We start from the raw sequence: 25,172 nt of genomic DNA on the forward strand, positions 1-25,172 counted from the left end.
TCTACCTAGATCAACAAAGACTATTTCTCCGTAAAAACCAGGCACGCACGACATTACGTCTTTTTTAGTTAATCGAAATTTAATAATCCTCCTGGAAACCACCAGATATTAGGCACTTTGCCTGCACTGCCTGTTCTATCCGGCCTTCGCCGCCAGCTCTCTCAGCATTCCGTGGGCCACCGAAAAAACGGCACAATCCAGGACGCTAACGGCCTGCATATCGCGCAGCATTCGCTCCCACCGGGTGAGCAACGCCTGTTTGTCATCTCGCCATGCCCCAAGTCGCTCGACCGGGGCTCCGTAGCCTTCCACCGGCTCGGAAAACACGCTGAGCGTGAGATTCCGCAACTGGTGATCCAGATCATCCCGGTAGTGAATGATCGCCAGCACCTGCCAATGGCCCTTTGCCCGGAATGCCCGCATCTGCCGGTCCAGCCAGGTCAGGTTCAGACTTTCGCCAAGGCTGAAATAGACCCAGGCAACAGCTTCAAGATCCTGGCCCAGCTGACGGGAAATCTCGATTATATCCATCAGCCAGTAGCGGCTTTCGGCGGAAGCGCACCAGGCTGACAAATCCTCCGGAACCTTCCGTTTACAATATTCAGCATAGCGTTCTTGCCAACGACTTGCAGGAATCACCGATTCCAAACGCTCTTTTGAGGCCAGAACATCGGCTATGGGTGCCCGGTAATGATCAATGCAGGAGACCGGATCCAACGCCTGCCGACGGTTCTGCAACAGCCAGCTGGCGCTTCGGGTCACCAGGCGGATGGCATCTGCAAACAGCTCTGCCTGCCTGTCCGAGCTGATTTTCCCATCCAGCGATTCGATGGCTTCCCAATGAGCGTCTACGTCGTGAATCCGGAGGGAGATCAGGTAAGCTGCGGCAATCCGGCCCGCATCTGCACCTGTGGCACTGCGGATCCGGTCGAACCAGGTGATTCCCATGCGGTTTACCAGATCATTGGCGATCTGGGTTGCCGAAATTTCGGCCCGCAGCGGATGAGCATCTACCGTCTCCGGAAAAGCCGCCAGCAGGGACGCCGGAAACGCCGAGTGAAGCGCCGCGTTAAACCGGGAGTCATGCACAATCGGCGCTGCCACCAACGCCTGTTTCAGCTCAATCTTGGCATAGGACACCAGGACCGCCAATTCCGGGCGGGTCAGGCCCGCACCACGTTCCCGGCGCGCCTGCAGCTCTTCATCGGAGGGGAGGAACTCGAGGCCGCGGTCCAATTTGCCCTCTGCCTCCAGGCGCCGCATCAATCGGTCATACTGGTCCGCGCTGGCGACTGCCGTGTTCTGCGCCAGGCTCAACGCCATGGCCTGTCGGTAGTTGTTTCTCAGCACCAGACCCGCCACTTCCGTGGTCATTGCCCGCAGCATCCCGTTGCGTTCGGGCAGGGTCATCCGCTGCCGATTCACCAGATCATTGAGAAGGATCTTGATATTGACCTCATGGTCCGAGCAGTCCACGCCACCGGCGTTATCGATGAAATCACTGTTGGCCGAGCCGCCGTGGCGGGCGAAGTCAATCCGCGCCCTCTGGGTAACCCCGAGGTTGCCACCCTCTCCCAGAACCTTGCACCGCAGCTGGTTGCTGTCGATTCTCAGGGCATCGTTGGCCTTGTCGCCCACCTCTTCATGGGATTCCGAAGGCGCCTTTACATAGGTGCCAATACCACCATTCCACAGCATGTCCACTGGCGCTTTCAGCAAGGCGCTGATCAGTTCGGAGGGCGGCAGCGTCCGCGCCTTGATGCCCAATGCCTGTCGCATTTGCGCAGACACCGGAATGGACTTCATGGAGCGCGCGAATACACCGCCACCATCGCTGATCAGCCGTGTGTCATAGTCGGCCCAGGTTGATCCCGGCATATTGAACAAGCGCTGGCGTTCACGGAAAGACGCCTCGGCATCCGGCTGCGGATCAATAAAGATGTGCTGGTGATTGAAGGCGCCGACCAGGCGAATCCGCTCTGACAACAGCATGCCATTGCCAAAAACATCGCCTGCCATGTCGCCAATACCCACCACGGTGAATTCGTCCGTCTGTGTGTCTGTGCCCTTTTCGAGAAAATGCCGCTTCACTGATTCCCAGGCGCCTCGGGCAGTAATACCCATTTTCTTGTGGTCATAGCCCTCACTGCCGCCAGAGGCGAAGGCATCACCCAGCCAGAAGCCGTATTCCGCAGCAAGCATGTTGGCAATGTCAGAAAAAGTGGCGGTTCCCTTGTCTGCAGCAACAACCAGGTAGGTGTCGTCGCCGTCGTAACGGACCACGCTTTCCGGAGGCACAACCCTGCCGTCTTCCAGGTTGTCGGTAATATCCAGAAGCCCTCTGATAAAGATCTGATAGCAGGCAACACCCTCTTCCCGCAGCGCCTCCCTCGATCCGTCCTGCGGCGGTTGCTTCACCACAAAGCCCCCCTTGGCGCCGGCCGGCACAATCACCGAGTTCTTTACCTGCTGGGCTTTTACCAGACCGAGAATCTCGGTGCGGTAATCCTCAATCCGGTCAGACCAGCGCAAGCCGCCCCGGGCGACAGGGCCAGCTCTCAGATGCACACCCTCAACCCGAGGCGAGTAAACGAAAATCTCAAATTTCGGTCGCGGTCGTGGGATGTCCGGAATGCAAGAGGGATCCAGCTTCAGCGAGAGGTAACTCCGAAAACCGCCATCCTCCTGGCGCTGGAAATAACTGGTTCGGAGCGTGGCCCGGATCAACACAAAAAAGCGCCGGAGAATTCGGTCGTCATCGAGGCTCTCGACTGCTTCAAGTGCGTCAAGTATCTCTGCCTCAATCTTGCCTGCTGGGGCCTGGCCTTTCTTTTTCCCCTGTAACTCAGGGTCAAACCGCTTCTGGAAAAAGGAGACCAGCATGGAGGCGATGTCAGGGTGGCGGGCCAGGGTCTCGGCAATAAAGGGCTGGCTGAAGCCGAAACGCAGTTGCTTGATGTAACGGGCATAGGCCCGGAGTAGCGCCACCTCACGCCAGCCAAGGCCACATAGCATGATAAGCTGATTGAAATCGTCGTTTTCCGCAAAACCATTCCAGATCTCCCGGAAAGCCCCCTGGATCAGAGGCCTGACGGCATCAAGTTCAGCGTTCCGGCAGCGAGCATGGAGCTCAACGGTAAAGTCACTGACGCCAAAGGTTTCACCGTCCCGGCGCCGCACCCGGTAGGGGTGTTCACCGAGCACCCGCATGCCCAGATTCTCCAGGATCGGGATCACATCTGACAGAACAACCGGTTGCCCCTCGCTGTAAAGTTTGAAGTGAAATCCGGTTTCGGAAGGATCCCGAGGCTGATAAAATCGCATGGGCACATCGGAGCTGACGGCGATGGACTGGATCTGTTCAATATCGGCCAGAGCCTCCGCTACCGAAAATCTGGCCCGATAGGCCGAAGGAAACCCGCCACTGAACACCTGGGCGTAACGGCCCCCGAAGGATTCTCCGAAAACCCGAACGAGCTCGGCGTGCAGATCGTCGTCCCATGATCGGGACTCCTCAACCATCCGGGCAACAATCTCCCGCAATTCAAGGGAATCGTCATTGTCGGTGGACTGGTTCTGAAGGACATCGGCAAGCTGTTCCAGCAGGGTTTGTTTTTGTAATGTGTGTGGATCGGTCATCGAAACTCTCCGGGCTTTTCCCACGTTCTTTCGGTAATAGCGTAGCTGACAGTATACGCAAGGCCCGAAAGTCGCTTTGACCGTATAGTTTCGGAATCGAGGAGTTTTGATTATATTTACCCTATGATTTAGCCATTAATCCAGCCTGGAACCGACCCTATGGCCGATTTGGATAGAATTGACCAATCGATTGTTCGCGAGTTGCAGAAAAATTCCCGGATCACCGTGACCGAGCTCGCGTCTCGGGTAGGCCTTTCCAAAACCCCATGTCAGGTGCGGATGCGCCGGCTGGAAGAGCAGGGCTATATCACCGGCTACACGGCCCTGGTGAACCAGACCAAGCTGGGGCTCAGCCACATTGCCTTTGCCCAGGTCACCCTGAATGACACCAGCATTGGCGCTCTGACGGCCTTCAACATCGCCGTCAAGCAGTTATCCGCGGTGGAGCAATGCCACATGATTGCCGGCAATTTCGACTACCTGCTGAAAGTCCGGACCCGGAACATGCAGGAATACCGGCAGGTGCTGGGCGAGGAAATATCGGCCCTGCCCCACGTGCTCCAGACCAGCACGTTTGTGGTGATGGAAAACGTGAAGGATGCAAGCATCTGAAGTCGCCCGGGAACCGCCTTACCCTATCTGCCGGATACATCTCCCCGGCCCAGAAAACGGGGCAAGATAATTCCCTGCTGCCCCATCCACCGATAGACCGTTGGCCGGGATACCCCGAACTGTCTGGCCACCGCTGAAATGTTCCAGTGGTGCGCGTGCAGGGCGTTCAGCAGAGGCGTCGATTCAGGACCGGTGGCAGACAGGTCATTTTCGAGGGGAGGCATGCGATCAGACACGCATTCTTCCGGCAAATCATTGGCTGTGATCTCGCCACCGTCACAGGTTGCCTCAGCAAACATCAGTGCATTGACCAGCTGGCGAATGTTCCCTGGCCAGTCGTAGGCCAGAAGTGCACTTACGGCGTCTGCACGCAATCGAACTGCCGACAGCCCCCCGCCGGCAATCAGGTTATCCAGTACAGAATGAATAACGTGCAGCCGGTCCGCCCTTTGCCGCAGAGGCGGCAGCTTCAGAGAAGCGCCATTGAGACGATAGTAGAGGTCCGCACGGAAATCACCGCGCTCAATCAACTGCCCCAGATCCTGATGGGTTGCGGCGATGACGCGACAGTTCACGCGAACGGGCCGGTCCGCACCAATCGGCAGGATCTCCCCTTCGGCGAGGACCCTTAATAGTCGGGTCTGGAGCTGCAGCGGCATGTCTCCGATCTCGTCGAGGAACAGTGTGCCCCCATCCGCTTGCTGAATCAGTCCGCGCATGCCTTTGGTGCGCGCGCCAGTGAAAGCGCCGGCAACGTATCCGAAGAGCTCGCTCTCAATCAACGATTCCGGAATCGCCGCGCAATTAACGGCCACGAACGACCGTTTGCTACGATTGCTCGATTCGTGAATAGCACGAGCAAGAATCTCTTTGCCGGTTCCGGTCTCACCAAGTATCAGCAAGCCTACGTCCCGATTTCGAAGTCGCTTGGCCAAACCAAGCGTGCGACGCATGACAGGGTCGTCGGCAGCCAGCCTATCCAGCCCCGGAACCTGCTCATCCGCAGCAAATGTTTCAGTCCCGGCCGACCGGGGGGAGACGATGCGCGGCTGAATCAGCGCAGCAAAGAAGGTGTCGCCGCTGCCCTGACGACGGAAAGCCCGCACCTGGTCGTCCTGATCAAACGGAATGCTCCAGATATCCTCTAGTTGGCACTCGAAAAACTGAGTCAGGCCTGGCTTCTGGCCCATGGCTTTCTGCCGAGGCATATCGCCAATCAGCGCACGACCAGCGGTATTGCTGGCTTCTACCCGCCCTGCCTCGTCGATGGCGAAGAGATATTGCCCGTTTACCTGCACGAACTCCCTTGAGGCATCACAGCGGAAAATCACCTGATTACGGTATCTGCGAAGAAAGTAGGCGTCTTCAATCATTCGGGCGTAGAGCTGAGTCAGGTTAAGCGCGAACGTCTGACTGTAGCGGGCCTGCGGCGAGTCCAGTGCGGAAATATCCAAAACCGCCAGCAGCTTGCCGGAAGGGTCCAGGATCGGAGCAGACGTGCAGGTCAGGCTGATATGAGTCGCATCAAAATGATCTACCCGATGGCAGGTCAGTGCCTGGTGTTCAGCAATACAGGTTCCCACTGCACAAGTACCAGCATACTGTTCGCTCCAGTCAGCACCAAGATAAAGCCCGGCCTGCCGAAGACGCCGGTCGGAGCGCCTGTCACCCAGGTACTGGACAGTAATCCCTCGATGGTCCGTCAGCAACAGGACATACCCCAGATGGGAAATCATCCCATACAACTGCTCGACGCCCGCCCTTGCAACATTCAGAAACTCGTCCACTGAATCCTGATGCTCTCGCAGGGTCTGCTGTGTGACGATACGGGCGCTACGGGGCTGGCTCGGATCAAGTCCGTATTCAGATATGCAGCGCTTCCACGAACGCCCGATCAGCTCCGTCTCGGGGAATTCAGTTGCCGATTGACCACCCTCCGCATAGCTGAGAATGGTATCGATGTGGTGACGTTGGGCAAGTTGTTGCGCGGTCATGCAAAGCTCCTGAACCGACGGGCTCTTGTTGGTTGTCATCTGTCGGAGGACTACTGCAATATCCGTTCAGCTTATACCCTTACCACCTCCCCCCGCATCCTTCTTTAGTACCAGCAAATCCATTACACCTGTAACCTCGACAGCCTCCGGAACATGACAGCTGTAACGCTCTCCGAACGAAACCCACCCCGGCGTCTGTACTGCCACTTATTTACGCTCTTCAAAAAAACATTCGTTATTTCAGAAGCCTGGCATGCAGAGTCGCGGGGAACCGCAACCTGGCACAGCAGCTGCAGCACCCACTTTGCAAACAAAAACAACGCAACAGTGGAGAACGCAAATGACAGAGCACCCTCTTAAACCCACCCAAAAAGTCGAGCAATGGCTCGCCAGTTTCAGTGAAACCCTACAATCAGACAGCCCCGAACAGGCTGCTGATCACTTTGAGGAAGATGGATTCTGGCGGGATCTTGTCTCAATGACCTGGAACATCAAGACCATGGAAGGCCGTGACGAAATCCGGGGCATGCTCGCAAACATGGCGAAAGCCAGGCAGCCCCACAACTGGCAGGTTTCCGAAGACGCCACCGAACAGGACGGTGTGCTGGAAGCCTGGATCACCTTCGAGACCGATGACGCGTTCTGCAAAGGGCAGTTGCGGCTTCGTGACGGCAAGGCCTGGACCCTGCTCACCACCATGCAGGAGCTGCGGGACTTCCCGGAGAAACGCAAACACCTGCGCCCCAAGGGCGCCCAGCACGGCGCCAGCAAGTCCCGCAAGACCTGGCTCGAGGCCAGACAGGAAGAAGAGCGGGAACTCGGTTACGGCAAACAGCCTTATTGTGTGGTCATCGGCGGTGGCCAGGGTGGTATTGGCCTGGCCGCCCGCTTACGGCAACTGGATGTGCCCACCATCGTCATCGAGCGTAACCCCAGGCCCGGCGACTCCTGGCGCAACCGTTACAAGTCCCTGTGCCTGCACGACCCGGTGTGGTACGACCACATGCCCTACATTCCATTCCCGGAGCACTGGCCGGTCTTCTGCCCCAAGGACAAAGTTGGGGACTGGCTGGAGATGTACACCAAAATCATGGAACTGAACTACTGGAACTCGACCGAATGCACCGGTGCCCGCTTTGATGAGGATCGGCAGGAGTGGATCGTTGATGTGGTCCGGGATGGGGAAAGAGTGACCCTCCGCCCAAAACAGCTTGTACTGGCTACCGGCATGTCCGGCATCCCCAATATCCCGAACATTCCGGGCATGGACAGCTTTGAGGGGGAACAGCATCATTCCAGCAAACACCCGGGCGGGGAAGCCTACAAGGGCAAGAAATGCATTGTGCTGGGCTCCAACAATTCAGCCCATGACATCTGCGCCGCCCTCTGGGAAAACGATGCCGACGTAACCATGATTCAGCGCTCCTCCACCCATATCATCAAGTCCGACACGCTCATGGACCTGGCCCTGGGTGGCCTCTATTCGGAGCAGGCAGTCGAAAACGGCATCACCACCGAAAAGGCCGATCTGACCTTCGCGTCCCTCCCCTACCGGATCATGCCTGAATTCCACAAGCCGGTTTACGAGCATGCGCAGGAACAGGATGCGGATTTCTACAACCGCCTCAGGAAAGCCGGCTTCATGTTGGATTTCGGTGATGATGGTTCCGGTCTGTTTATGAAATATCTCCGCCGTGGCTCCGGTTATTACATCGACGTCGGCGCCTCGGAACTCGTCGCTCAGGGGGAAATCAAGCTGAAAAGCGGCGCGACCATTGAGCGCATAAACCCCGAATCCGTGACCCTGACAGACGGTACCGAGCTGCCCGCAGACCTGATCGTGTATGCCACCGGCTTCGGCTCAATGAATGGCTGGGCCGCCCGTATCATTTCCCAGGAGGTGGCCGACAAGGTGGGCAAATGCTGGGGGATGGGCTCGGATACCACCAAGGATCCCGGTCCCTGGGAGGGCGAACTGCGTAACATGTGGAAACCAACCCAGCAGGAGGCACTCTGGTTCCACGGTGGTAACCTGCATCAGTCGCGACATTACTCGCTGTACCTGGCGTTACAACTGAAAGCGCGGATGGAGGGGCTGGCAACGCCTGTATACGGATTGCAAACGGTCCATCACCTGTCCTGATACAGCCTGGGGCCCCACCCGTGGGAGGCCGGGGTCCCAGGTTCTTTTATTCCTGCTCGTACTTCGGCTTGTAACCGCTGGCATCCACCCGGGGTCGGTCCTGGTCGTCCTCCGCCTTTGGCTGCACTTCCTCCAGACTGGCCAGGGAACGAAGCGTCAGTCTCTGGTACTCCTCGGTTCCCTTTTTCTTCCAGGCGATTTCCTTGTCGCTGAGCATCCGCATCACTTTCGCGGGCGATCCAACGATCAGCGAGCCCGGTTCACAGGTGAACTTCGCCTTAACAAAAGCGCAAGCGCCAACGATGGAACGGGGCGCTATGTGGGCCTCGTCCATCACCACCGCATTCATGCCCACCATGGCGTCTTCGCCAACAACACAGCCATGCAAAATCGCACCGTGCCCGACGTGGCCATTTTTCTCGACAATGGTGTCCATGCCCGGGAAAGCATGCATCACGCAGGTGTCCTGAACGTTCGAGCCCTGTTTGAGAATGATCCGGCCGAAATCGGCACGCAGCGAGGCCGCCGGCCCGACATAGCAATCCGGGCCGATCCAGACATCCCCGATCAGTACGGCAGTCGGGTGAACATAGGCTGACGGGTGAACGACGGGGACAACGCCTTCTATACTGTAAATGGGCATAACGCTCTCCTGAACAAGTGGGCACCGGAACGGAATCAAACCTTGGCAAGGCCAACGAACATGGGACCCGAAAAGTTATTGTGATTCATTTTCTGTATCACATTATCGTTTTTCGTATGATTTTTCATGCCTAAAAGGCTGCCTAAGTTAGCCAAATGCCTGCAAAAACTGTAACCATAGGAGGCACCCTAAAATATTTTGCAGGTTTTTCAGTAAGATAAAAACCGCAGATTACCACTTAAGACCAAAGTGATACAGAACTTGCCAACCACAATCCTTGACCAGTATCAATTCTAAGATATACTCATTTTTCGCAATCGATAGCGCCGTACCGGTCCAAGACGCCTTTCAAGCTATCCCCCAAAACAAACAACAGGACAAAACCGCCATGACTCAGCCGAGCATTCTTCTTGAAATCGATCAGGGTGTGGCTCTGCTAACCCTGAACCGTCCGGACAGCCTGAACAGTTTCAATGTCGAGATGCACGAACGCATGCGCGACGCCATCAGCACCGTGCGCAAGGATGAGTCTGTCCGGGTACTGGTCATTACCGGCTCTGGCCGTGGTTTTTGCGCCGGGCAGGATCTCTCTGACCGCAGCGTATCGCCAGACCAGGAAGTGCCGGACCTGGGCGCCTCCCTGGAGAACTACTACAACCCGATGTTGCGCAGCCTGCGGGATCTTCCGATGCCGGTTGTTTGTGCCGTTAACGGTGTCGCTGCCGGCGCCGGTGCCAACATCGCTCTGGCCTGCGACATCACGCTGGCGGCACGGTCCGCCAAGTTTGTTCAGGCATTCTGCAAGCTGGGGCTGGTGCCCGACTCCGGCGGCACCTGGATTCTGCCTCGTGTAGCCGGCATGGCCCGGGCAAAGGGTATGGCCCTGCTGGGCGATAAGATCAGCGCCGAACAGGCCGAGAACTGGGGCATGATCTGGCGCTGCGTGGATGATGAGCAGCTCAAGGAAGAAACCATGAAACTGGCCCGGCATTTCGCCACCCAGCCCACCAAAGGCCTTGCCCTGATCAAGCGCGCACTCCATGACAGCGCCAGCAACACCTTCGAAGAGCAGATCAACCTGGAAAGAGACTTCCAGCGGATGGCCGGGCAGACCGAAGATTACCGCGAGGGCGTCGCCGCCTTCATGGAGAAACGTACGCCAGTGTTCAAGGGGAAGTAATTCATGCAGGCACTTGATACCCAAACCACCATCGCCGTCATCGGCGCCGGCGCCATGGGCTCCGGCATTGCCCAGGTTGCGGCCCAGGCCGGCCACCGGGTTTACCTGCATGACCAGAGAGACGGTGCAGCAGAAGCTGGGCGGGATGGCGTTGCCAAACAGCTTCAGCGCCGCGTCGACAAAGGCAAGATGCAGCAACAGGACCTGGACGCCATCATCGGCCGGATCCAGCCGGTCGCAAACCTCGATGAAGTAGCCGATGCCGGGCTGGTCATTGAAGCAATTATTGAAGACCTCGACATCAAACGCGAGCTGTTAGCCAACCTGGAAAACCTGTGCACTGGAGACGCAATCCTGGCCACCAACACGTCTTCCATCTCTGTTACGGCCCTCGGTGCCGGCATGAAAAAGCCCGAGCGCCTGGTGGGAATGCACTTCTTCAACCCGGCCCCTCTGATGGCACTGGTCGAAGTGGTGATGGGCCTGGCCACCAGCAAAGCCGTTGCCGAGACCGTTCACGCCACGGCAACCGCCTGGGGCAAGAAACCGGTGTACGCCACCTCGACACCCGGTTTTATTGTCAATCGCGTCGCCCGTCCGTTTTACGCGGAAAGCCTGCGCCTGCTCCAGGAACAGGCCACCGATGCGGCAACGCTGGATGCCATTATCCGCGAAGCCGGGCAGTTCCGCATGGGCGCGTTTGAGCTGACTGACCTGATCGGTCACGACGTCAACTACGCGGTGACCAACTCCGTATTCAATTCCTACTTCCAGGATCCGCGCTTCCTGCCCTCGCTGATCCAGAAAGAACTGGTGGAAGCCGGCCGTCTCGGGCGCAAGAACGGCCAGGGCTTTTACCCCTATGGCGAAGGCGCGGAAAAGCCGGAGCCACAAACAGAACCGGCGCACCAGTCTGACGAAACCGTGGTTATCGTCGAGGGCAATCCCGGCGTGGCAGCTCCGCTGATCCAGCGCCTGAGGGAGGCGGGCCTGACAATCGTAGAGCGCGACGGCCCGGGCCAGCTTCGCTTTGGCAACGCCGTGCTGGCCCTGACTGATGGCCGCATGGCCACCGAGCGGGCCGCTACCGACGGCACTTCGAACCTGGTGCTGTTTGACCTCGCCTTCGACTACAGCAAGGCATCCCGACTGGCGCTCGCCGCTGCAGATCAGACCTCAGAAGCAGCAGTTTCCAACGCCTGTGCTTTACTGCAAAAGGCGGGTGTTGCCGTAAGCCTGCTGGCGGATCGCCCCGGGCTGGTGGTTATGCGCACCGTCGCCATGCTGGCCAACGAAGCCGCCGATGCCGCGCTCCATGGTGTTGCCACCATCGCGGACATTGATCTGGCCATGAAGGCGGGCCTGAACTATCCCGAAGGCCCTCTGAGCTGGAGCGACCGCCTGGGAACGGGCCATGTGTTCAACGTGCTCACCAACATCCAGAACAGCTACGCAGAAGATCGCTATCGCCCTGCCCTGCTGCTCCGGAAAAATGCATTCGCACAGAAGGGGTTTTATTCATGAGCGAGATGGACCCGCAAACACTCGCCGAGGAATGCGCGAAAGCCATGTTCGCCCGGGACCGGGCGAGTCAGAACCTGGGCATGAGCATTGAATCGGTTGCTCCCGGCAAAGCAGTGCTCACCATGACCGTCACCGGCGACATGATCCAGGGCCACGGTTCCTGCCATGGCGGCTACCTGTTCACCCTGGCCGATTCCGCTTTTGCCTTCGCCTGCAACAGTTATGATCGGGCCACCGTCGCCTCCGGTTGCAGCATTGATTACATGTCCGGCGCCAAAGAAGGCGACCGGCTGACCGCTACTGCCGAAGAGCAGGCCCGCGGCGGCCGCACCGGCGTTTACGACATCACATTAACCAATCAGGACGGCCGTAAGGTCGCCCTGTTCCGCGGCCGTTCCTACGAAGTTCGCGGCACCGTACGCTATTCGGAGGACAATTCATGAGCACGGACAAACTACTTCAGGACGCCTACATTGTTGACGCCATCCGCACCCCCATCGGCCGTTATGGCGGCGCGCTCTCTGCGGTGCGTGCGGACGATCTGGGTGCGATCCCCATCAAGGCCCTGACCGAGCGACACCCGGACCTGGACTGGTCCAAAATCGACGACGTACTCTACGGCTGCGCCAACCAGGCGGGTGAAGACAATCGTGACGTTGCCCGCATGTCTCTGCTGCTGGCCGGGCTGCCCGTCGACGTACCGGGCAGCACCATCAACCGCCTGTGCGGTTCCGGCATGGACGCTGTAGGCAGCGCTGCCAGGGCCATCCGTACCGGTGAGACCCAACTGATGATCGCCGGCGGCGTTGAATCCATGTCCCGGGCCCCGTTTGTGATGGGCAAGGCGGACTCGGCATTCAGCCGGAAGGCAGAGGTCTACGACACCACCATCGGCTGGCGCTTCGTCAACCCGCTGCTCAAGAAGCAGTATGGGATCGATTCCATGCCGGAAACCGCAGAGAACGTGGCGGCCGATTTCGGGATTTCCCGGGAAGATCAGGACGCTTTCGCCCTGCGCAGCCAGCAACGAACTGCTGCAGCGCAGAAAGCTGGACGACTGGCCAACGAAATCACCCCAGTGACCATTCCCCGGCGCAAGCAGGAGCCACTGGTGGTGGATACCGACGAGCACCCCCGGGAAACCAGCCTTGAAAAGCTGTCCACGCTGCCTACGCCATTCCGCGAGAACGGCACCGTGACTGCGGGCAATGCCTCCGGTGTCAACGATGGCGCCTGCGCCCTGCTGCTGGCCGGCGCCGATGCGCTCAAGCAATACAACCTCAAGCCCCGCGCCCGGATCGTTGCCATGGCAACTGCTGGCGTTGAGCCACGGATCATGGGCTTCGGCCCCGCCCCGGCAACCCGCAAGGTTCTGGCAACCGCGGGCCTGGAACTGGGCGATATGGACGTTATTGAACTGAACGAAGCCTTCGCAGCACAGGCCCTCGCGGTCACCCGCGACCTCGGGCTCCCGGATGACGCCGAGCATGTTAACCCGAACGGCGGCGCCATTGCCCTTGGCCACCCGCTTGGTATGAGCGGTGCCCGGCTGGTAACCACGGCCCTGAACGAACTTGAGCGCCGTCACGCCGGCGGCCAGAAAGCCCGCTACGCCCTGTGCACCATGTGCATCGGCGTTGGCCAGGGCATTGCCATCATTATTGAGCGGACGGATACGGTGGCCTGAGGCCACCGGTCGAAACAGAACAACGACCATTACCCGAAAAGAACAACGCAGGACAGAATCATGAGCTTACCATCACAAAAACTTGGCAAACTTGACCGCATGGAAACCGCCAGCATTGACGAGCTCCGCCATGAGCAACTGCAGCGCCTGCGCTGGAGCGTGGTCCATGCTTATACCAATGTGCCTTTCTATCGCAAAGCCTTTGATGAGATCGGACTCAAGCCGATGGACATCAATTCGCTTGACGATCTGGCAAAGATACCGTTCACCACCAAGGCGGACCTGCGGGACAATTACCCGTTCGGCATGTTTGCCACCCCAATGGACCAGGTTGTCCGCGTCCACGCCTCCAGTGGCACGACCGGCAAGCCCACGGTGGTAGGCTATACCCAGAGCGATATCAACACCTGGGCCGACATTGTTGCCCGCTCGATCCGGGCCGGCGGCGGCTCCCGGGGCGACAAGGTTCACGTGGCCTACGGTTATGGCCTGTTCACTGGCGGACTTGGCGCTCACTACGGAGCCGAGCGTCTTGGCTGCACGGTCATTCCCATGTCCGGCGGTCAGACCGAAAAGCAGGTTCAGCTGATCAAGGACTTCGAGCCAGACATCATCATGGTCACGCCGTCCTACATGCTGAACATCGCCGACGAGCTAGAGCGACAGGGCATTGACCCGCACAAGCTGCCACTGCGACTGGGCATTTTCGGAGCGGAGCCCTGGACCAACTCCATGCGTACAGAGATCGAAGAGCGCCTTGGAATCCAGGCGCTGGACATCTATGGCCTGTCCGAAGTCATGGGCCCGGGTGTTGGCATGGAATGCATTGAAACGAAAGATGGCCCCACCATCTGGGAAGACCATTTCTACCCGGAAATCATCAACCCGGAAACCGGCGAAGTCCTGCCCGATGGCGAATACGGTGAGCTGGTCTTCACTTCACTGACCAAGGTGGCTCTGCCGATCCTGCGTTACCGCACCCGTGATCTCACCCGCCTGCTGCCAGGAACCGCGCGCCCGATGCGCCGGATCGACAAGATCACCGGCCGCAGTGACGACATGCTGATTATCCGTGGTGTGAACGTGTTCCCGAGCCAGATCGAGGAGCAGGTACTTAAGTGCGAGGCACTGGCACCGCACTACGAGATCGAGATTTATAAAGAAGGCAACATGGACTGCGTGGACATTCGAGCCGAACTCAAACCGGGCTTTTCCGGCGATGAGTCGCGCGCCAAGGCAGCCAAGGAACTGGCTCACCACATCAAATCCTACATCGGCATCAGCACTCGCATTGAGGTGGTGGAAACCAACCGCCTGGCTCGCTCCGAGGGCAAAGCCAAGCGTGTTTTTGACCGTCGCAAACAATAAATCTGCATGACTCAAGTAGGGCAGCCCGCAGCCATTGCGGCTGCCCTCCAGACAGCCGCCCCTGCACAGGCAATGATTTAATTTTACTCTCCAGCCGCTAATCTCAATAGCATTTCTTCACGTATCATATTTTTAACTATAAAAATCAGTACCATAAGCGCCATTGAGCAACCAAATAGATATAACATGACACACAAAGACTGTTCTTGATATTTATTCAGTATCATATAATATGGAGTTATTCGCCCTCTGGTGTTATCTGAGGGTGCCAGTGTTCACGGAGCCACAGAACAACAAGCCCGATCCGGAGGTATTTTATGTACGCCCAGCTCGTTGAAACCGGCGCCAAGCGCCTGAAGACCCTGGAAGAGATGTCGCCTGAAGAGCGCGAGTTTCAGGAGAAGGTTGACGCCGAAACCAAAATCGAACCCAAGAACTGGATGCCTGAAGGCTACCGGAAAACCCTGGTTCGTCAGATTTCCCAGCACGCCCACTCCGAAGTGGTCGGCATGCTGCCCGAAGGTAACTGGGTTACCCGGGCCCCCACTTTGAAGCGCAAGCTCCAGCTGATGGCCAAGATCCAGGACGAAGCGGGCCACGGTCTGTATCTCTACAGCGCCATGGAAACCCTCGGTGCGGACCGCGATGAAGAGATCGAGAAACTGCACCAGGGCAAAGCCAAGTATTCCAGCATCTTTAACTACCCGACTCTGAACTGGGCCGACATGGGTGCGGTTGGCTGGCTGGTAGATGGCGCGGCGATCGTAAATCAGGTTGTGCTCCAGCGTACCTCCTACGGTCCTTACTCCCGGGCCATGGTCCGCATCTGTAAGGAAGAGAGCTTCCACCAGCGTCAGGGCTATCAGATCCTGCTGGACATGATGCGAGAAGGCACCGACGAGCAGAAAGCCATGGTGCAGGACGCGATCAACCGTCTGTGGTGGCCGGCTCTGATGATGTTCGGCCCGCACGATGACGAGTCCCCGAACTCACAGCAGTCCATGGCCTGGAAGATCAAGCGCAAGAGCAACGATGAGCTGCGCCAGATGTTCATTGACCAGACGATTCCGCAGCTTGAATTCCTGGGCTGCACTGCGCCGGATCCGGATCTTAAGTGGAACGAAGAAACCGGACACTACGATTTCGGTGAAATCAACTGGCAGGAATTCTACGATGTTCTCAAGGGCAATGGCCCTTGCAACCGCGAGCGCATCAACACTCGCAAGAAAGCAATTGACGAGGGCGCCTGGGTCCGCGAAGCGGCCGTCGCCTATGCCGAAAAACAAAAACAGCGCGCAAAAGCCGCTTGATACCGGAGGAATACAATATGTCTGAATGGCGCCTTTACGAAGTTTTTGTGCGGTCCAAGCACGGTCTGAACCACAAACACGTGGGCAGCGTGCACGCCTCTGACGCTGAGATGGCCATGGAAAACGCCCGTGATCTGTACACACGCCGAAACGAAGGCGTGAGCATCTGGGTTGTGCCCTCCGACACCATCACGGCCTCCGCATCCGACGAAAAGGAAGTACTCTTCGATCCGTCGGAAGACAAGGTTTACCGGCACGCTTCCTTCTACAAGCTGCCCGATGAAGTCGGACACATGTAAGGAGCTGTTCCAATGACACAAGCAGAAGCATTACAGGAATACCTGCTGCGCCTCGCAGATTCCGACATGATCCTGAGCCAGCGCCTGTGCGAGTTGTGCGGCAAGGCCCCGGCACTTGAGGAAGAAATGGCACTGATGAATGTTGCCCTCGACCTCGTCGGCCAGGCCCGCAACTGGTATGAGTACGCTGCCGAGCTGATTGATGATGGCCGGGATGCTGACAAGCTGGCATTTCGTCGCGACACCCAGGATTACCGCAACCTGCTGCTCACCGAGCAGCCCAATGAGGATTATGCGGTGACCATGGGCCGGCAGTTCTTCTTTGACGTGTGGCATTACTTCACACTCAAGAGCCTGACCGAATCCAGCGATGAGCGCATTGCCGGTATCGCCTCCAAGGCCTTGAAGGAAGCCACCTATCACCTGCGCCGGTCATCCGAGTGGGTCAAGCGTCTGGGCGATGGCACCGAAGAAAGCCACCGCCGCATGCAGGATGCCGTGGATATCCTCTGGCGTTTCACTGGTGAACTGATCACTCCGGACGACACTGATCGTGTCATGGCCGAGGCGGGCATTGGCCCGGACCCGGACCAGCTTGCCAATGACTGGCGCGGCATGGTCACCGAGGTGCTCACCCAGGCCACCCTGACACCGGGCGCAGAAGATGCCTGGATGTACATGGGCGGCAAGCACGGCGAGCACACCGAACACCTTGGTTTCATTCTGGCAGAAATGCAGTTCCTGCAGAGGGCCTATCCCGATGCCACAACATGGTGATTCAGACAGCCGGTCAGCCGTCGATATCCTGATTGCCAGTGATCGGGTGCCGGCAAATGCCCGCCCCGATCTGCTGACAGAGGACGACATCTGGGCACTTCTCGAAGAGGTCAAAGACCCCGAAGTGCCGGCAGTAAGCGTCGTGGAACTCGGCATTGTTCGTGCCGTGCGTTGGGACGGGAAAGAACTGTCCATTGACGTTACCCCGACCTACTCCGGCTGCCCAGCCACCGAGTTGATTGAGGAACTGATTACCGAGGCCCTGCGTGCCGCTGGCTTCCGGGATCCGAAAATCAACCAGGTGCTGACCCCTGCCTGGACCACCGACTGGATCACAGACGAAGGCAAAGAGAAGCTTCGGGCATTCGGAATCGCACCGCCCGAGGGCAGCTCCAGCAAGTTGAGCCTGCTCGGCGAACCGGACGTCATTGCCTGCCCCCATTGTGGCAGCAAGGACACCGAACGGGTCAGCGAATTCGGATCCACCGCCTGCAAAGCCCTTTATCGTTGCAAGGAATGCCTCGAGCCCTTCGACTATTTCAAATGCATCTAGAGCCGATACGATCATGAACAAATTCTACTCACTGACCCTCAAAGAGGTCAGACCTGAAACAAGAAACGCCGTATCACTTGCTTTTGATCTGCCGGAAGACCTGGCGGACAAGTTCAGCTACAAGCAGGGCCAGCACCTGATTGTCAGAACCAAACTGGATGGCGAGGAAGTTCGCCGCTCCTACTCAATCTGCCGCAGTGTCAACGATCAGGAACTGCGCATTGCGGTCAAGAAGGTTGCCGGTGGCCGTTTCTCCACGTTTGCCAATGAGCAACTGAAACCCGGCCAGACGCTGGAAGTCATGCCGCCCCAAGGCCACTTCTCCATCGACCTGGATCCCGAGCGTGAAGGCAATTACCTGGCGGTCGCCGCAGGCAGTGGCATTACCCCGATCCTGTCGATCGTCAAGACCACCCTGGAAACCGAACCCAAGAGCGAGGTCACGCTGTTCTATGGCAACAAGGCCACCAGCAGCACCATGTTCCGGGATGAACTCCAGGACCTGAAAAACGAATACATGGCCCGCCTGAACCTGGTGTACATCTTCACCCGCGAAGAACAGGACATTGACCTGTACAACGGTCGCATTGACCACGACAAGTGCGATGCCCTGTTCGATCACTGGATCAACGCCAAGGATCTCACCGCTGCCTTCATCTGCGGCCCCCAGTTAATGACTGAGGATGTGCGGGACTCCCTGCTTCGCCATGGCATGGACAAGAGCAAGATTCATTTCGAGCTGTTTACTCCGGTCGGCGGTGCACCCCAGGCCCGTAAGGACAGGGCGCCGTCGAAAGTAGATCCGCAGTCCATCAGTGAAGTAACGGTGATCGCCGACGGCCGCTCCCTGACCTTCCCGCTGGTTCGTGATACCAAGAGCATCCTCGAAGCCGGTAACGAGGAAGGCGCCGACCTGCCCTACTCCTGTAAAGCTGGCGTCTGTTCCACCTGCCGCGCCAAGGTTGTTGAAGGCGAGGTAGAAATGGACCAGAACTTTGCCCTGGAAGACTACGAGGTAGAAGCCGGCTACGTGCTTTCCTGCCAGTGCTACCCGGTCAGCGACAAGGTGGTTCTGGACTACGACGAAATGTAGTCCCCGGCCAGCCAACAAGTAAGACACGAGCAAGGCAAGTCCCGTTTCTGCGGGGCTTGCCTTGGCGTTTCAGACACGAATGGAGTTTGCCATGTCAGTCCTGAAAAGTTTCATTGCCGGCCAGTGGGTCGGTGAAAAGGCCGCCAAGGCTTTGCCCAGCGCCGTTAACGGCGAGATCGTTGCCCATACCCACGACGACACCCTCGATTTCAAAAATGCCGTTGAGTATGGCCGCAAGGTTGGTGGCAAGAACCTGATGGCCATGGATTTCCAGGAGCGCGCCCTGGCTCTGAAGGCCATGGCCATGTACCTCCAGGAGCACAAGAAAGAGCTTTACGCACTGTCGATGCATACCGGTTCGAGCAAGGCCGACAACGGTATCGATATTGACGGTGGTTTCGGCACCCTATTCTCCTACGCCAGCATGGGCCGTCGCGAACTGCCGTCCGGCAATGTCGTGCACGAAGGTCCGGTGACCCCTCTGGGCAAGAACAACCACTTTGCCGGCACCCATATCCTGGTGCCCCGCGGTGGTGTGGCAGTACACATTGATGCCTACAACTTCCCGGTGTGGGGCATGCTGGAGAAATTCGCTCCGACCTTCCTGGCGGGCATGCCCTCCATAGTGAAGCCGGCCACCTCTACCTGCTACGTGACCGAACTCGCCGTTCGACTGATGCAGGAATCCGGTGCCCTGCCCGAAGGCAGCCTGCAGTTGATCATTGGCAGCACCGGCGACCTGTTCGACCATCTTGAAGAGCAGGACGTGGTTACCTTCACCGGCTCGGCAGCAACAGCTCGCAAACTCAAGAATCATCCGAACATCATCAACCGTTCGATTCCGTTCAATGCCGAGGCCGACTCACTGAACAGTGCCATTCTGGCGCCAGACGTGACCCCCGAGCACGAAGAGTTCGATATCTTCGTGAAGGAAGTGGGCCGCGAGATGACGGCGAAGGCCGGTCAGAAGTGTACCGCTATACGCCGGATTCTGGTGCCGAAAGATCGAGTGGAGGCTGTCTGCGAGAAGCTGAAAGAGCGGTTATCGAAAGTCACCGTGGGCGATCCTTCGGTTGAAGGCGTACGCATGGGCGCTCTGGCCTCCATCGACCAGCTGGAAGACGTCAAAGCCAATATCCAGGAACTGCTGAAGACCAGCGAACTGGTCATCGGTGGCGACGGCAGCTTCAAACCGACTGGCGAAGGCACCGAGAAAGGCGCGTTCATCGAGCCGCACGTACTGCTGTGCCGGAACCCGGAAAATGGTTGTGGTGCACACGACATCGAGGCCTTTGGCCCGGTTGCAACGGTGATCCCCTACGACACCGTTGAAGACGCAGTGGCTCTGTGTGCTCAAGGCCGGGGTTCACTGGTCACCACCCTGACCACCCGCGATCCTGCCATTGCCGGCAGGATCGTACCCCTGCTGGCGGCCTTTCACGGACGCCTGCACCTGCTCAACGCAGAAGCTTCAAAGGAATCCACAGGCCACGGTTCGCCGCTGCCCATGCTCAAGCATGGTGGCCCGGGTCGCGCCGGTGGTGGCGAAGAGCTCGGTGGTATCCGCGCGGTTCATCATTACCTGCAAAGAACGGCGATTCAGGGCTCCCCGACCATGCTGGCTGCGGTCACGCGCGAGTACGTGCGCGGTGCCGATCTGATCGAAACCGATGTGCATCCGTTCCGTCGCCATTTTGAAGATCTGCAGATCAACGAATCCCTGCTGACTCACCGGCGCACGGTTACCGAGGCGGACATCGTCAACTTCGGCTGCCTGTCCGGCGATCACTTCTACATGCACTTTGATGAAATTGCGGCGCGGGACTCCCAGTTCGGCAAACGCATTGCCCATGGCTACTTTGTGCTTTCCGCTGCGGCGGGGCTGTTCGTTTATCCGGGCGAAGGTCCGGTTCTGGCGAACTACGGTCTGGATACCCTGCGCTTTATCGAGCCGGTTGCCCCTGGAGACACCATCCGGGCGCGGCTGACCTGCAAGCGCAAGATCGATCAGGGTCGTACATCTCCGGACGGACACCCCCAGGGTGTGGTGGTCTGGGATGTTCAGGTTCACAACCAGAATGACGAAATGGTTGCGAGCTACGATATCCTGACACTGGTTGCCAAAAAGCCCGAGTAACACCGGGCTTGTCAGACTTTCTCCCTGTCTTGGACCCCAGGGAGAAAGTCACAGGCAAATAAAAGGGGGACAGGTCGTAAGACCTGTCCCCCTTTTATTGGTGCGTTATAAACTTTGGGCGATTACATGCCCAGGTAAGCCTCACGTACCTTCTCATTACTGAGCAGTTCCCGGCCGGTGCCTTCTATCACGACTTTGCCGGTTTCCAGTACATAACCACGGTCGGCCAGTGCCAGCGCCTGGGATGCATTCTGCTCGACCAGGAAGATGGTAATACCCTCTTCCTTCAGCTCTTTCACGATGTTGAAAATCTCTTCAATAATCAACGGCGCAAGCCCCATGCTGGGCTCGTCCAGAAGCAGCAGCCTCGGTTTGGCCATCAAGGCCCGGCCCATGGCCAGCATCTGTTGTTGACCACCGGACAGCTCACCCGCCAGGTTATGGCGCTTCTGGCGAAGGATGGGGAACTTGGTGTACATGCGCTCCAGATCATCCATCACCTCGGGCGTCTTGCCACGGGTGTAGGCGCCAAGCAACAGATTGTCATGAACACTGAGGTCCTTGAACACCTGCCGGCCCTCGGGCACCTGAACGATGCCATCGGCGACCCGCTGATCCGCGGGGATCTTCGCCAGGTCTTTGCCTTCAAAGGTTATCGCGCCGCGGTCCGTAGGCTGTAACCCGGAGATGGTCATCAGCAGGGTAGATTTGCCGGCACCGTTAGCCCCTACAAGCGAGACTATCTCGCCGCTATTGATCCGGATATCCACATCATGCAGCACCTCGATCTGGCCATAGGACGTAACCAGCCCCTTGATGGACAGCATTTCCTGTTTTGCATGAGGCGCGGTGACCCGGTCTGCATGCTTGAGCCCCAGCCCCCCGAACTTTTCCGGGGTGTAGCTGACGATTTGGTGACGTAACTCCCGGAACTCTTCCCGGACCCGTTCACCAAACAAAGGGTCGTTCTCCACATCCCGTGCTTCAATGATTTGCTGCCAGTCTTCCTCGGTCAGCAGCTTCCGGGCCCGGGGAATCACAACGCCCTCTTCCTTGCGGATGTGCTTACGCAAGGCTTCAGTGAAACGTGCCAGGGCATGACTGAATTCCTCACGACCTTCCGGCCAGCCTTCTTCGCATTCCGCCAGCAGCTGGCGCAATTCCAGAAGTTTTTCATGGCCGACCACGTAGCCCTTGGCCAGCTTCTCCAGCAGGGGCGCGGTCTCGGGAGACTTCTCACCGAGCCGCTTATAGAGCTCGATGTCCGTGGGCGTACTGTGGACCCGCTGGGAGAAATGCTGAATGTAGTCAAAGATTGTCTTGAGCAGCCGTTCATCCGGCCGCTGGTCGTTAAGGTTCATATCACTCAGAAGCTGATCCAGAAGATCCAGGATCCGCCACAGCGCCTGATGTTCGTGAACAATAATTCGGACGGCCTGCTCACTGCGTGACTGGGCAGGCGCCATTTCAGTGTGTTGCTCGCTCATGTGAAATGTCTCCTTGCTCAGCCACCCAGATAGGCGGCGATAACGTCCGGGTTTTGACGGATTTCCTCGGGCGTACCCTCGGCCAGAACGCGACCATAGTTAAGCACCAGCAACCGGTCGGAGATTCCCATCACCAGTTTCATATCGTGCTCAACCAGCATCACGGTAATGCCCTGATCCGCAATTTTCCGGATTAAGTCTTCCAGTGCCGCAGTTTCCGTGGCGTTCAGTCCTGCCGCCGGCTCATCCAGCAGGATGACCTTCGGCTCGGCGGCCAGGGCCCGGGCTATCTCGAGCCGCTTGAGCGCTCCGTAGGACATCGCAGAGGCTTCTGCATCCAGATAATCACCACAACCCACGTACTTCATCAGGTCAGCCGCGCGCTTACGGGCGGCTGTCTCATTACGACGCAGGGACGGCAAACGGAACAGCGTAGTGATCAGGCTACTCCTGAGCTGCAGGTGCCGGCCAAGCATCACATTCTCGATGGCTGTCATATTCATGCAGATCTGCATCTGCTGGAAGGTCCGGCACATGCCCCGTTCCGCAAGCTGGTTCGGTTCGAGCTTGGCAGTACTCTCACCGTTCAGCAGAATCTCACCCTTCGTGGGGATGTAGAGGCCGGTAATGAGGTTGAACAGCGTGGTCTTGCCTGCGCCGTTCGGACCAATCACGGAATAGACCTGCCCCGCCTCCACGGCGAAACTGACACCTTCCACCGCATGAACACCACCAAAAGCCTTATCGAGACCTTTTACTTCAACCAGTGCTGTCATGCCTCACCTCCCGCTTTCTTGCGCATTCTTTTGGAAACGGTTGCGGTGATAGTGGGCAACAGGCCCTTGGGCATAAAGATCATGGTCAGCATCAGGATCAGGCCGAACATCACTGTTTCGAGCTCCTGGAAATCCGCCAGAACCTGGGGTAACAGTTTCAGCACCACGGCGCCCAGAATCACACCGAAGGTTGAGCCCATGCCACCAAGGACGACCATGGTGATAAAGAGAATGGAAAACTCGAAGCTTGCCACCGCCGGAGTGATAAAGCCCTGAAAGTGGGCGTAAAGGCCGCCCATGACACTTGCATAGATGGCGGAGATCACGAATACGAGGCTTTTGTACTTCGCAGTGTCGACGCCCACCACGCTGGCAGCCACTTCCGAACCTTTCACAGAGCGTAAAGCCCTGCCGATGGGCGATTCAATCAGGTTCTGAGCGAACCAGACCGCCAGCAAAAGCACCACACTGGCCAGGATATACCAGGCCTGAACGCCAGAAATATCCACACCAAACAACGAATATCGGCCAAAGGTGCTGAGCTCCCAGCCGAACAGATCGAAGGCGGGGACCGGCATGCCGTCCGGGCCGCCGGTAATGGCGCGCTCGTTGTTCAGAATGATGGCAATAATGAAGCCTACCGCGAGGGTTGCCATGGACAGGTAATGACCCTTCAGTCTCAGGATCGGGCGTCCCACGACCCAGGCGATGATGCCGACTGCAATGGCACCGACCACCAGTGCGGGGATAGAAGACCAGCCGTAAGTCCCGGTTGCGATACCGGTGAAATAAGCACCCAGCCCAAAGAACCCGGCATGGCCGAGACTGATCTGGCCGGCAAAGCCTACCAGCAGGTTAAGGCCGACAACCGTAGCGGCAATGATGGCCATCTGAATAACCAGTTCATAATGGAACGGGTTGCCCAGGAAAACCGGAAGAATAATCAGGATTAATGCGAGGACCATCAGGCCCCGGAGGCGCGACTGCATAAACCGGTTCAACATCAGACACGCTCCACAACTTTGGCACCGAAGAGTCCGCGGGGCATGAAGAAGAGCACCAGCAGAATCATGGAAAACGCCACCGCATCCTTGTAATCGGAGGAGATATAACCGGCCGCCATGGCTTCAACAATACCGAGTGACAGCCCACCAACTACGGCGCCAACACCACTGCCAAGGCCACCAATAGCCGCCGCCACAAAGCCTTTCAGGCCGAGGATGATTCCAATGTCATAGGAAGTGAAGGTAATCGGTGCAACCACGATGCCGGCTACCGAGCCAAGCAGGGCAGACACCATAAAGGCCAGCATCAGCACCATCTGGGTACGGATACCCACCAGGCGCGCCGCTTCCTTGTTCATGGAAGTTGCAAGAATCGCCTTGCCTATCAAGGTCTTGGTAAAGAACAACACCAGACCGACCACCATGACTGCACCGATCCCCAGAACCCACAGGCTCTGGCTGTTCAGTACCGCACCAAACACCTCAATCGGCTCGCTGGTGCTGAAGTTCTGCATCACATGGTATTCCTTACCCCAGACCACCTGGGCAATACCACGGATGAAGATCGACGCACCGATCGTAATAATAATCAGGGTAACCACATCGGCCTGCTTGGCCGGCGCAATTGCGAGGCGCTGAAGAGCAATTCCAAGCAAACCCGCGAGGATAACGGCAAGCACGACCGCCAGAATCATGGGCACACCCATGGCAGTCAGGGAAACCGTCGCCATGCCTCCAATCATCAGGAATTCGCCCTGGGCGAAGTTGATGACATGGCTGGCGTTATAAATCAGGGTGAAACCGAGGGCTATCAGGGCGTAGGTCGCACCGATAGTAATCCCGGTGAACAGGTACTGTAAGAATTCTGCGAGCATAGCGGTGGTTCCGGTCGAACATCGGCTGGCGACTTATCCGAAAAGGACAGCCGCCAGCCGCGAGACAGGTG

20 protein-coding genes and 1 pseudogene are annotated in these 25,172 nt (G+C 57.9%); 13 read left to right on the top strand and 8 right to left on the bottom strand.

Annotated features, from left to right (window positions below; genetic code table 11):
- Positions 1 to 135: 135 nt before the first annotated feature.
- Complete coding sequence (locus CLH62_RS05440; protein ID WP_099617100.1) at positions 136 to 3,639, bottom strand: NAD-glutamate dehydrogenase; 3,504 nt, start codon at positions 3,637 to 3,639, stop codon at positions 136 to 138.
- A 159-nt stretch (positions 3,640 to 3,798) separates the two neighbouring features.
- Here CLH62_RS05440 and CLH62_RS05445 point away from each other — a divergent pair, with 159 nt between their 5' ends.
- Positions 3,799 to 4,251, top strand: coding sequence for an Lrp/AsnC ligand binding domain-containing protein (locus tag CLH62_RS05445; RefSeq protein WP_099617101.1), 453 nt, complete (start codon positions 3,799 to 3,801; stop codon positions 4,249 to 4,251).
- Between the two features lie 23 nt (positions 4,252 to 4,274).
- Here CLH62_RS05445 and CLH62_RS05450 read toward each other — a convergent pair whose 3' ends face one another.
- Complete coding sequence (locus CLH62_RS05450) at positions 4,275 to 6,245, bottom strand: sigma-54-dependent Fis family transcriptional regulator (RefSeq protein WP_099617102.1); 1,971 nt, start codon at positions 6,243 to 6,245, stop codon at positions 4,275 to 4,277.
- A gap of 340 nt (positions 6,246 to 6,585) precedes the next feature.
- On the opposite strand from CLH62_RS05450, the gene CLH62_RS05455 reads away from it, so the two are divergent.
- Complete coding sequence (locus CLH62_RS05455) at positions 6,586 to 8,388, top strand: flavin-containing monooxygenase (protein WP_099617103.1); 1,803 nt, start codon at positions 6,586 to 6,588, stop codon at positions 8,386 to 8,388.
- 46 nt (positions 8,389 to 8,434) lie between these two features.
- Here CLH62_RS05455 and CLH62_RS05460 read toward each other — a convergent pair whose 3' ends face one another.
- Positions 8,435 to 9,031 (bottom strand): phenylacetic acid degradation protein PaaY, encoded by a 597-nt coding sequence (locus tag CLH62_RS05460; RefSeq protein ID WP_099617104.1) that lies wholly within the window; start codon positions 9,029 to 9,031, stop codon positions 8,435 to 8,437.
- Positions 9,032 to 9,419: 388 nt separating this feature from the next.
- Between CLH62_RS05460 and paaG the strand changes: the two genes are divergently transcribed.
- The 11 genes from paaG to paaZ all read left to right on the top strand — a co-directional run bounded on the left by paaG (position 9,420) and on the right by paaZ (position 20,959).
- Positions 9,420 to 10,211: a 2-(1,2-epoxy-1,2-dihydrophenyl)acetyl-CoA isomerase PaaG gene (gene paaG / locus CLH62_RS05465; RefSeq protein ID WP_099617105.1), complete on the top strand. Its 792-nt coding sequence runs from the start codon at positions 9,420 to 9,422 to the stop codon at positions 10,209 to 10,211.
- Between the two features lie 3 nt (positions 10,212 to 10,214).
- Positions 10,215 to 11,735 carry a 3-hydroxyacyl-CoA dehydrogenase PaaH gene (gene paaH / locus CLH62_RS05470; RefSeq protein ID WP_099617106.1) on the top strand — a complete coding sequence of 507 codons (1,521 nt, stop codon included), beginning with the start codon at positions 10,215 to 10,217 and terminating at the stop codon, positions 11,733 to 11,735.
- Positions 11,732 to 12,178 (top strand): hydroxyphenylacetyl-CoA thioesterase PaaI, encoded by a 447-nt coding sequence (paaI, locus tag CLH62_RS05475; protein ID WP_099617107.1) that lies wholly within the window; start codon positions 11,732 to 11,734, stop codon positions 12,176 to 12,178. The genes paaH and paaI overlap by 4 nt, the downstream gene beginning before the upstream one ends.
- Positions 12,175 to 13,422, top strand: a complete 1,248-nt coding sequence (gene pcaF, locus CLH62_RS05480) for a 3-oxoadipyl-CoA thiolase (RefSeq protein WP_099617108.1) — start codon at positions 12,175 to 12,177, stop codon at positions 13,420 to 13,422. Before paaI ends, pcaF begins: the two co-directional genes overlap by 4 nt.
- A gap of 60 nt (positions 13,423 to 13,482) precedes the next feature.
- A complete protein-coding gene (paaK, locus tag CLH62_RS05485; RefSeq protein WP_099617109.1) occupies positions 13,483 to 14,790 on the top strand; it encodes a phenylacetate--CoA ligase PaaK in 1,308 nt (435 codons plus the stop codon).
- Positions 14,791 to 15,107: 317 nt separating this feature from the next.
- Positions 15,108 to 16,100: a 1,2-phenylacetyl-CoA epoxidase subunit PaaA gene (gene paaA, locus CLH62_RS05490; RefSeq protein ID WP_099617110.1), complete on the top strand. Its 993-nt coding sequence runs from the start codon at positions 15,108 to 15,110 to the stop codon at positions 16,098 to 16,100.
- Between the two features lie 17 nt (positions 16,101 to 16,117).
- A complete protein-coding gene (paaB, locus tag CLH62_RS05495) occupies positions 16,118 to 16,399 on the top strand; it encodes a 1,2-phenylacetyl-CoA epoxidase subunit PaaB (protein WP_070973276.1) in 282 nt (93 codons plus the stop codon).
- A gap of 12 nt (positions 16,400 to 16,411) precedes the next feature.
- On the top strand, positions 16,412 to 17,176 hold the full coding sequence (paaC, locus tag CLH62_RS05500; RefSeq protein ID WP_099617111.1) for a 1,2-phenylacetyl-CoA epoxidase subunit PaaC: 765 nt from the start codon (positions 16,412 to 16,414) through the stop codon (positions 17,174 to 17,176).
- Positions 17,160 to 17,729: a 1,2-phenylacetyl-CoA epoxidase subunit PaaD gene (paaD, locus tag CLH62_RS05505; protein ID WP_099617112.1), complete on the top strand. Its 570-nt coding sequence runs from the start codon at positions 17,160 to 17,162 to the stop codon at positions 17,727 to 17,729. The genes paaC and paaD overlap by 17 nt, the downstream gene beginning before the upstream one ends.
- A gap of 13 nt (positions 17,730 to 17,742) precedes the next feature.
- Positions 17,743 to 18,822: a 1,2-phenylacetyl-CoA epoxidase subunit PaaE gene (gene paaE, locus CLH62_RS05510; protein WP_099617113.1), complete on the top strand. Its 1,080-nt coding sequence runs from the start codon at positions 17,743 to 17,745 to the stop codon at positions 18,820 to 18,822.
- A 91-nt stretch (positions 18,823 to 18,913) separates the two neighbouring features.
- Positions 18,914 to 20,959 carry a phenylacetic acid degradation bifunctional protein PaaZ gene (gene paaZ, locus CLH62_RS05515; RefSeq protein ID WP_099617114.1) on the top strand — a complete coding sequence of 682 codons (2,046 nt, stop codon included), beginning with the start codon at positions 18,914 to 18,916 and terminating at the stop codon, positions 20,957 to 20,959.
- Positions 20,960 to 21,081: 122 nt separating this feature from the next.
- On the opposite strand, the gene CLH62_RS21330 is transcribed toward paaZ, so the two are convergent.
- The 5 genes and pseudogenes from CLH62_RS21330 to CLH62_RS05535 all read right to left on the bottom strand — a co-directional run bounded on the left by CLH62_RS21330 (position 21,082) and on the right by CLH62_RS05535 (position 25,101).
- Entirely contained in the window at positions 21,082 to 21,786 is a 705-nt protein-coding gene (locus CLH62_RS21330) for an ABC transporter ATP-binding protein (protein ID WP_228152801.1), read from the bottom strand.
- A gap of 210 nt (positions 21,787 to 21,996) precedes the next feature.
- Positions 21,997 to 22,446: pseudogene (locus CLH62_RS21335) on the bottom strand (hemerythrin domain-containing protein); the annotation flags it as partial.
- Positions 22,447 to 22,463: 17 nt separating this feature from the next.
- Entirely contained in the window at positions 22,464 to 23,222 is a 759-nt protein-coding gene (locus CLH62_RS05525) for an ABC transporter ATP-binding protein (RefSeq protein ID WP_099617116.1), read from the bottom strand.
- Complete coding sequence (locus tag CLH62_RS05530; RefSeq protein ID WP_099617117.1) at positions 23,219 to 24,226, bottom strand: branched-chain amino acid ABC transporter permease; 1,008 nt, start codon at positions 24,224 to 24,226, stop codon at positions 23,219 to 23,221. Before CLH62_RS05530 ends, CLH62_RS05525 begins: the two co-directional genes overlap by 4 nt.
- Positions 24,226 to 25,101, bottom strand: coding sequence for a branched-chain amino acid ABC transporter permease (locus tag CLH62_RS05535; RefSeq protein ID WP_099617118.1), 876 nt, complete (start codon positions 25,099 to 25,101; stop codon positions 24,226 to 24,228). Before CLH62_RS05535 ends, CLH62_RS05530 begins: the two co-directional genes overlap by 1 nt.
- Between the last annotated feature and the right edge of the window lie 71 nt (positions 25,102 to 25,172).

It is taken from the genome of Marinobacter guineae (genome assembly GCF_002744735.1).
Lineage (GTDB): Bacteria > Pseudomonadota > Gammaproteobacteria > Pseudomonadales > Oleiphilaceae > Marinobacter > Marinobacter guineae.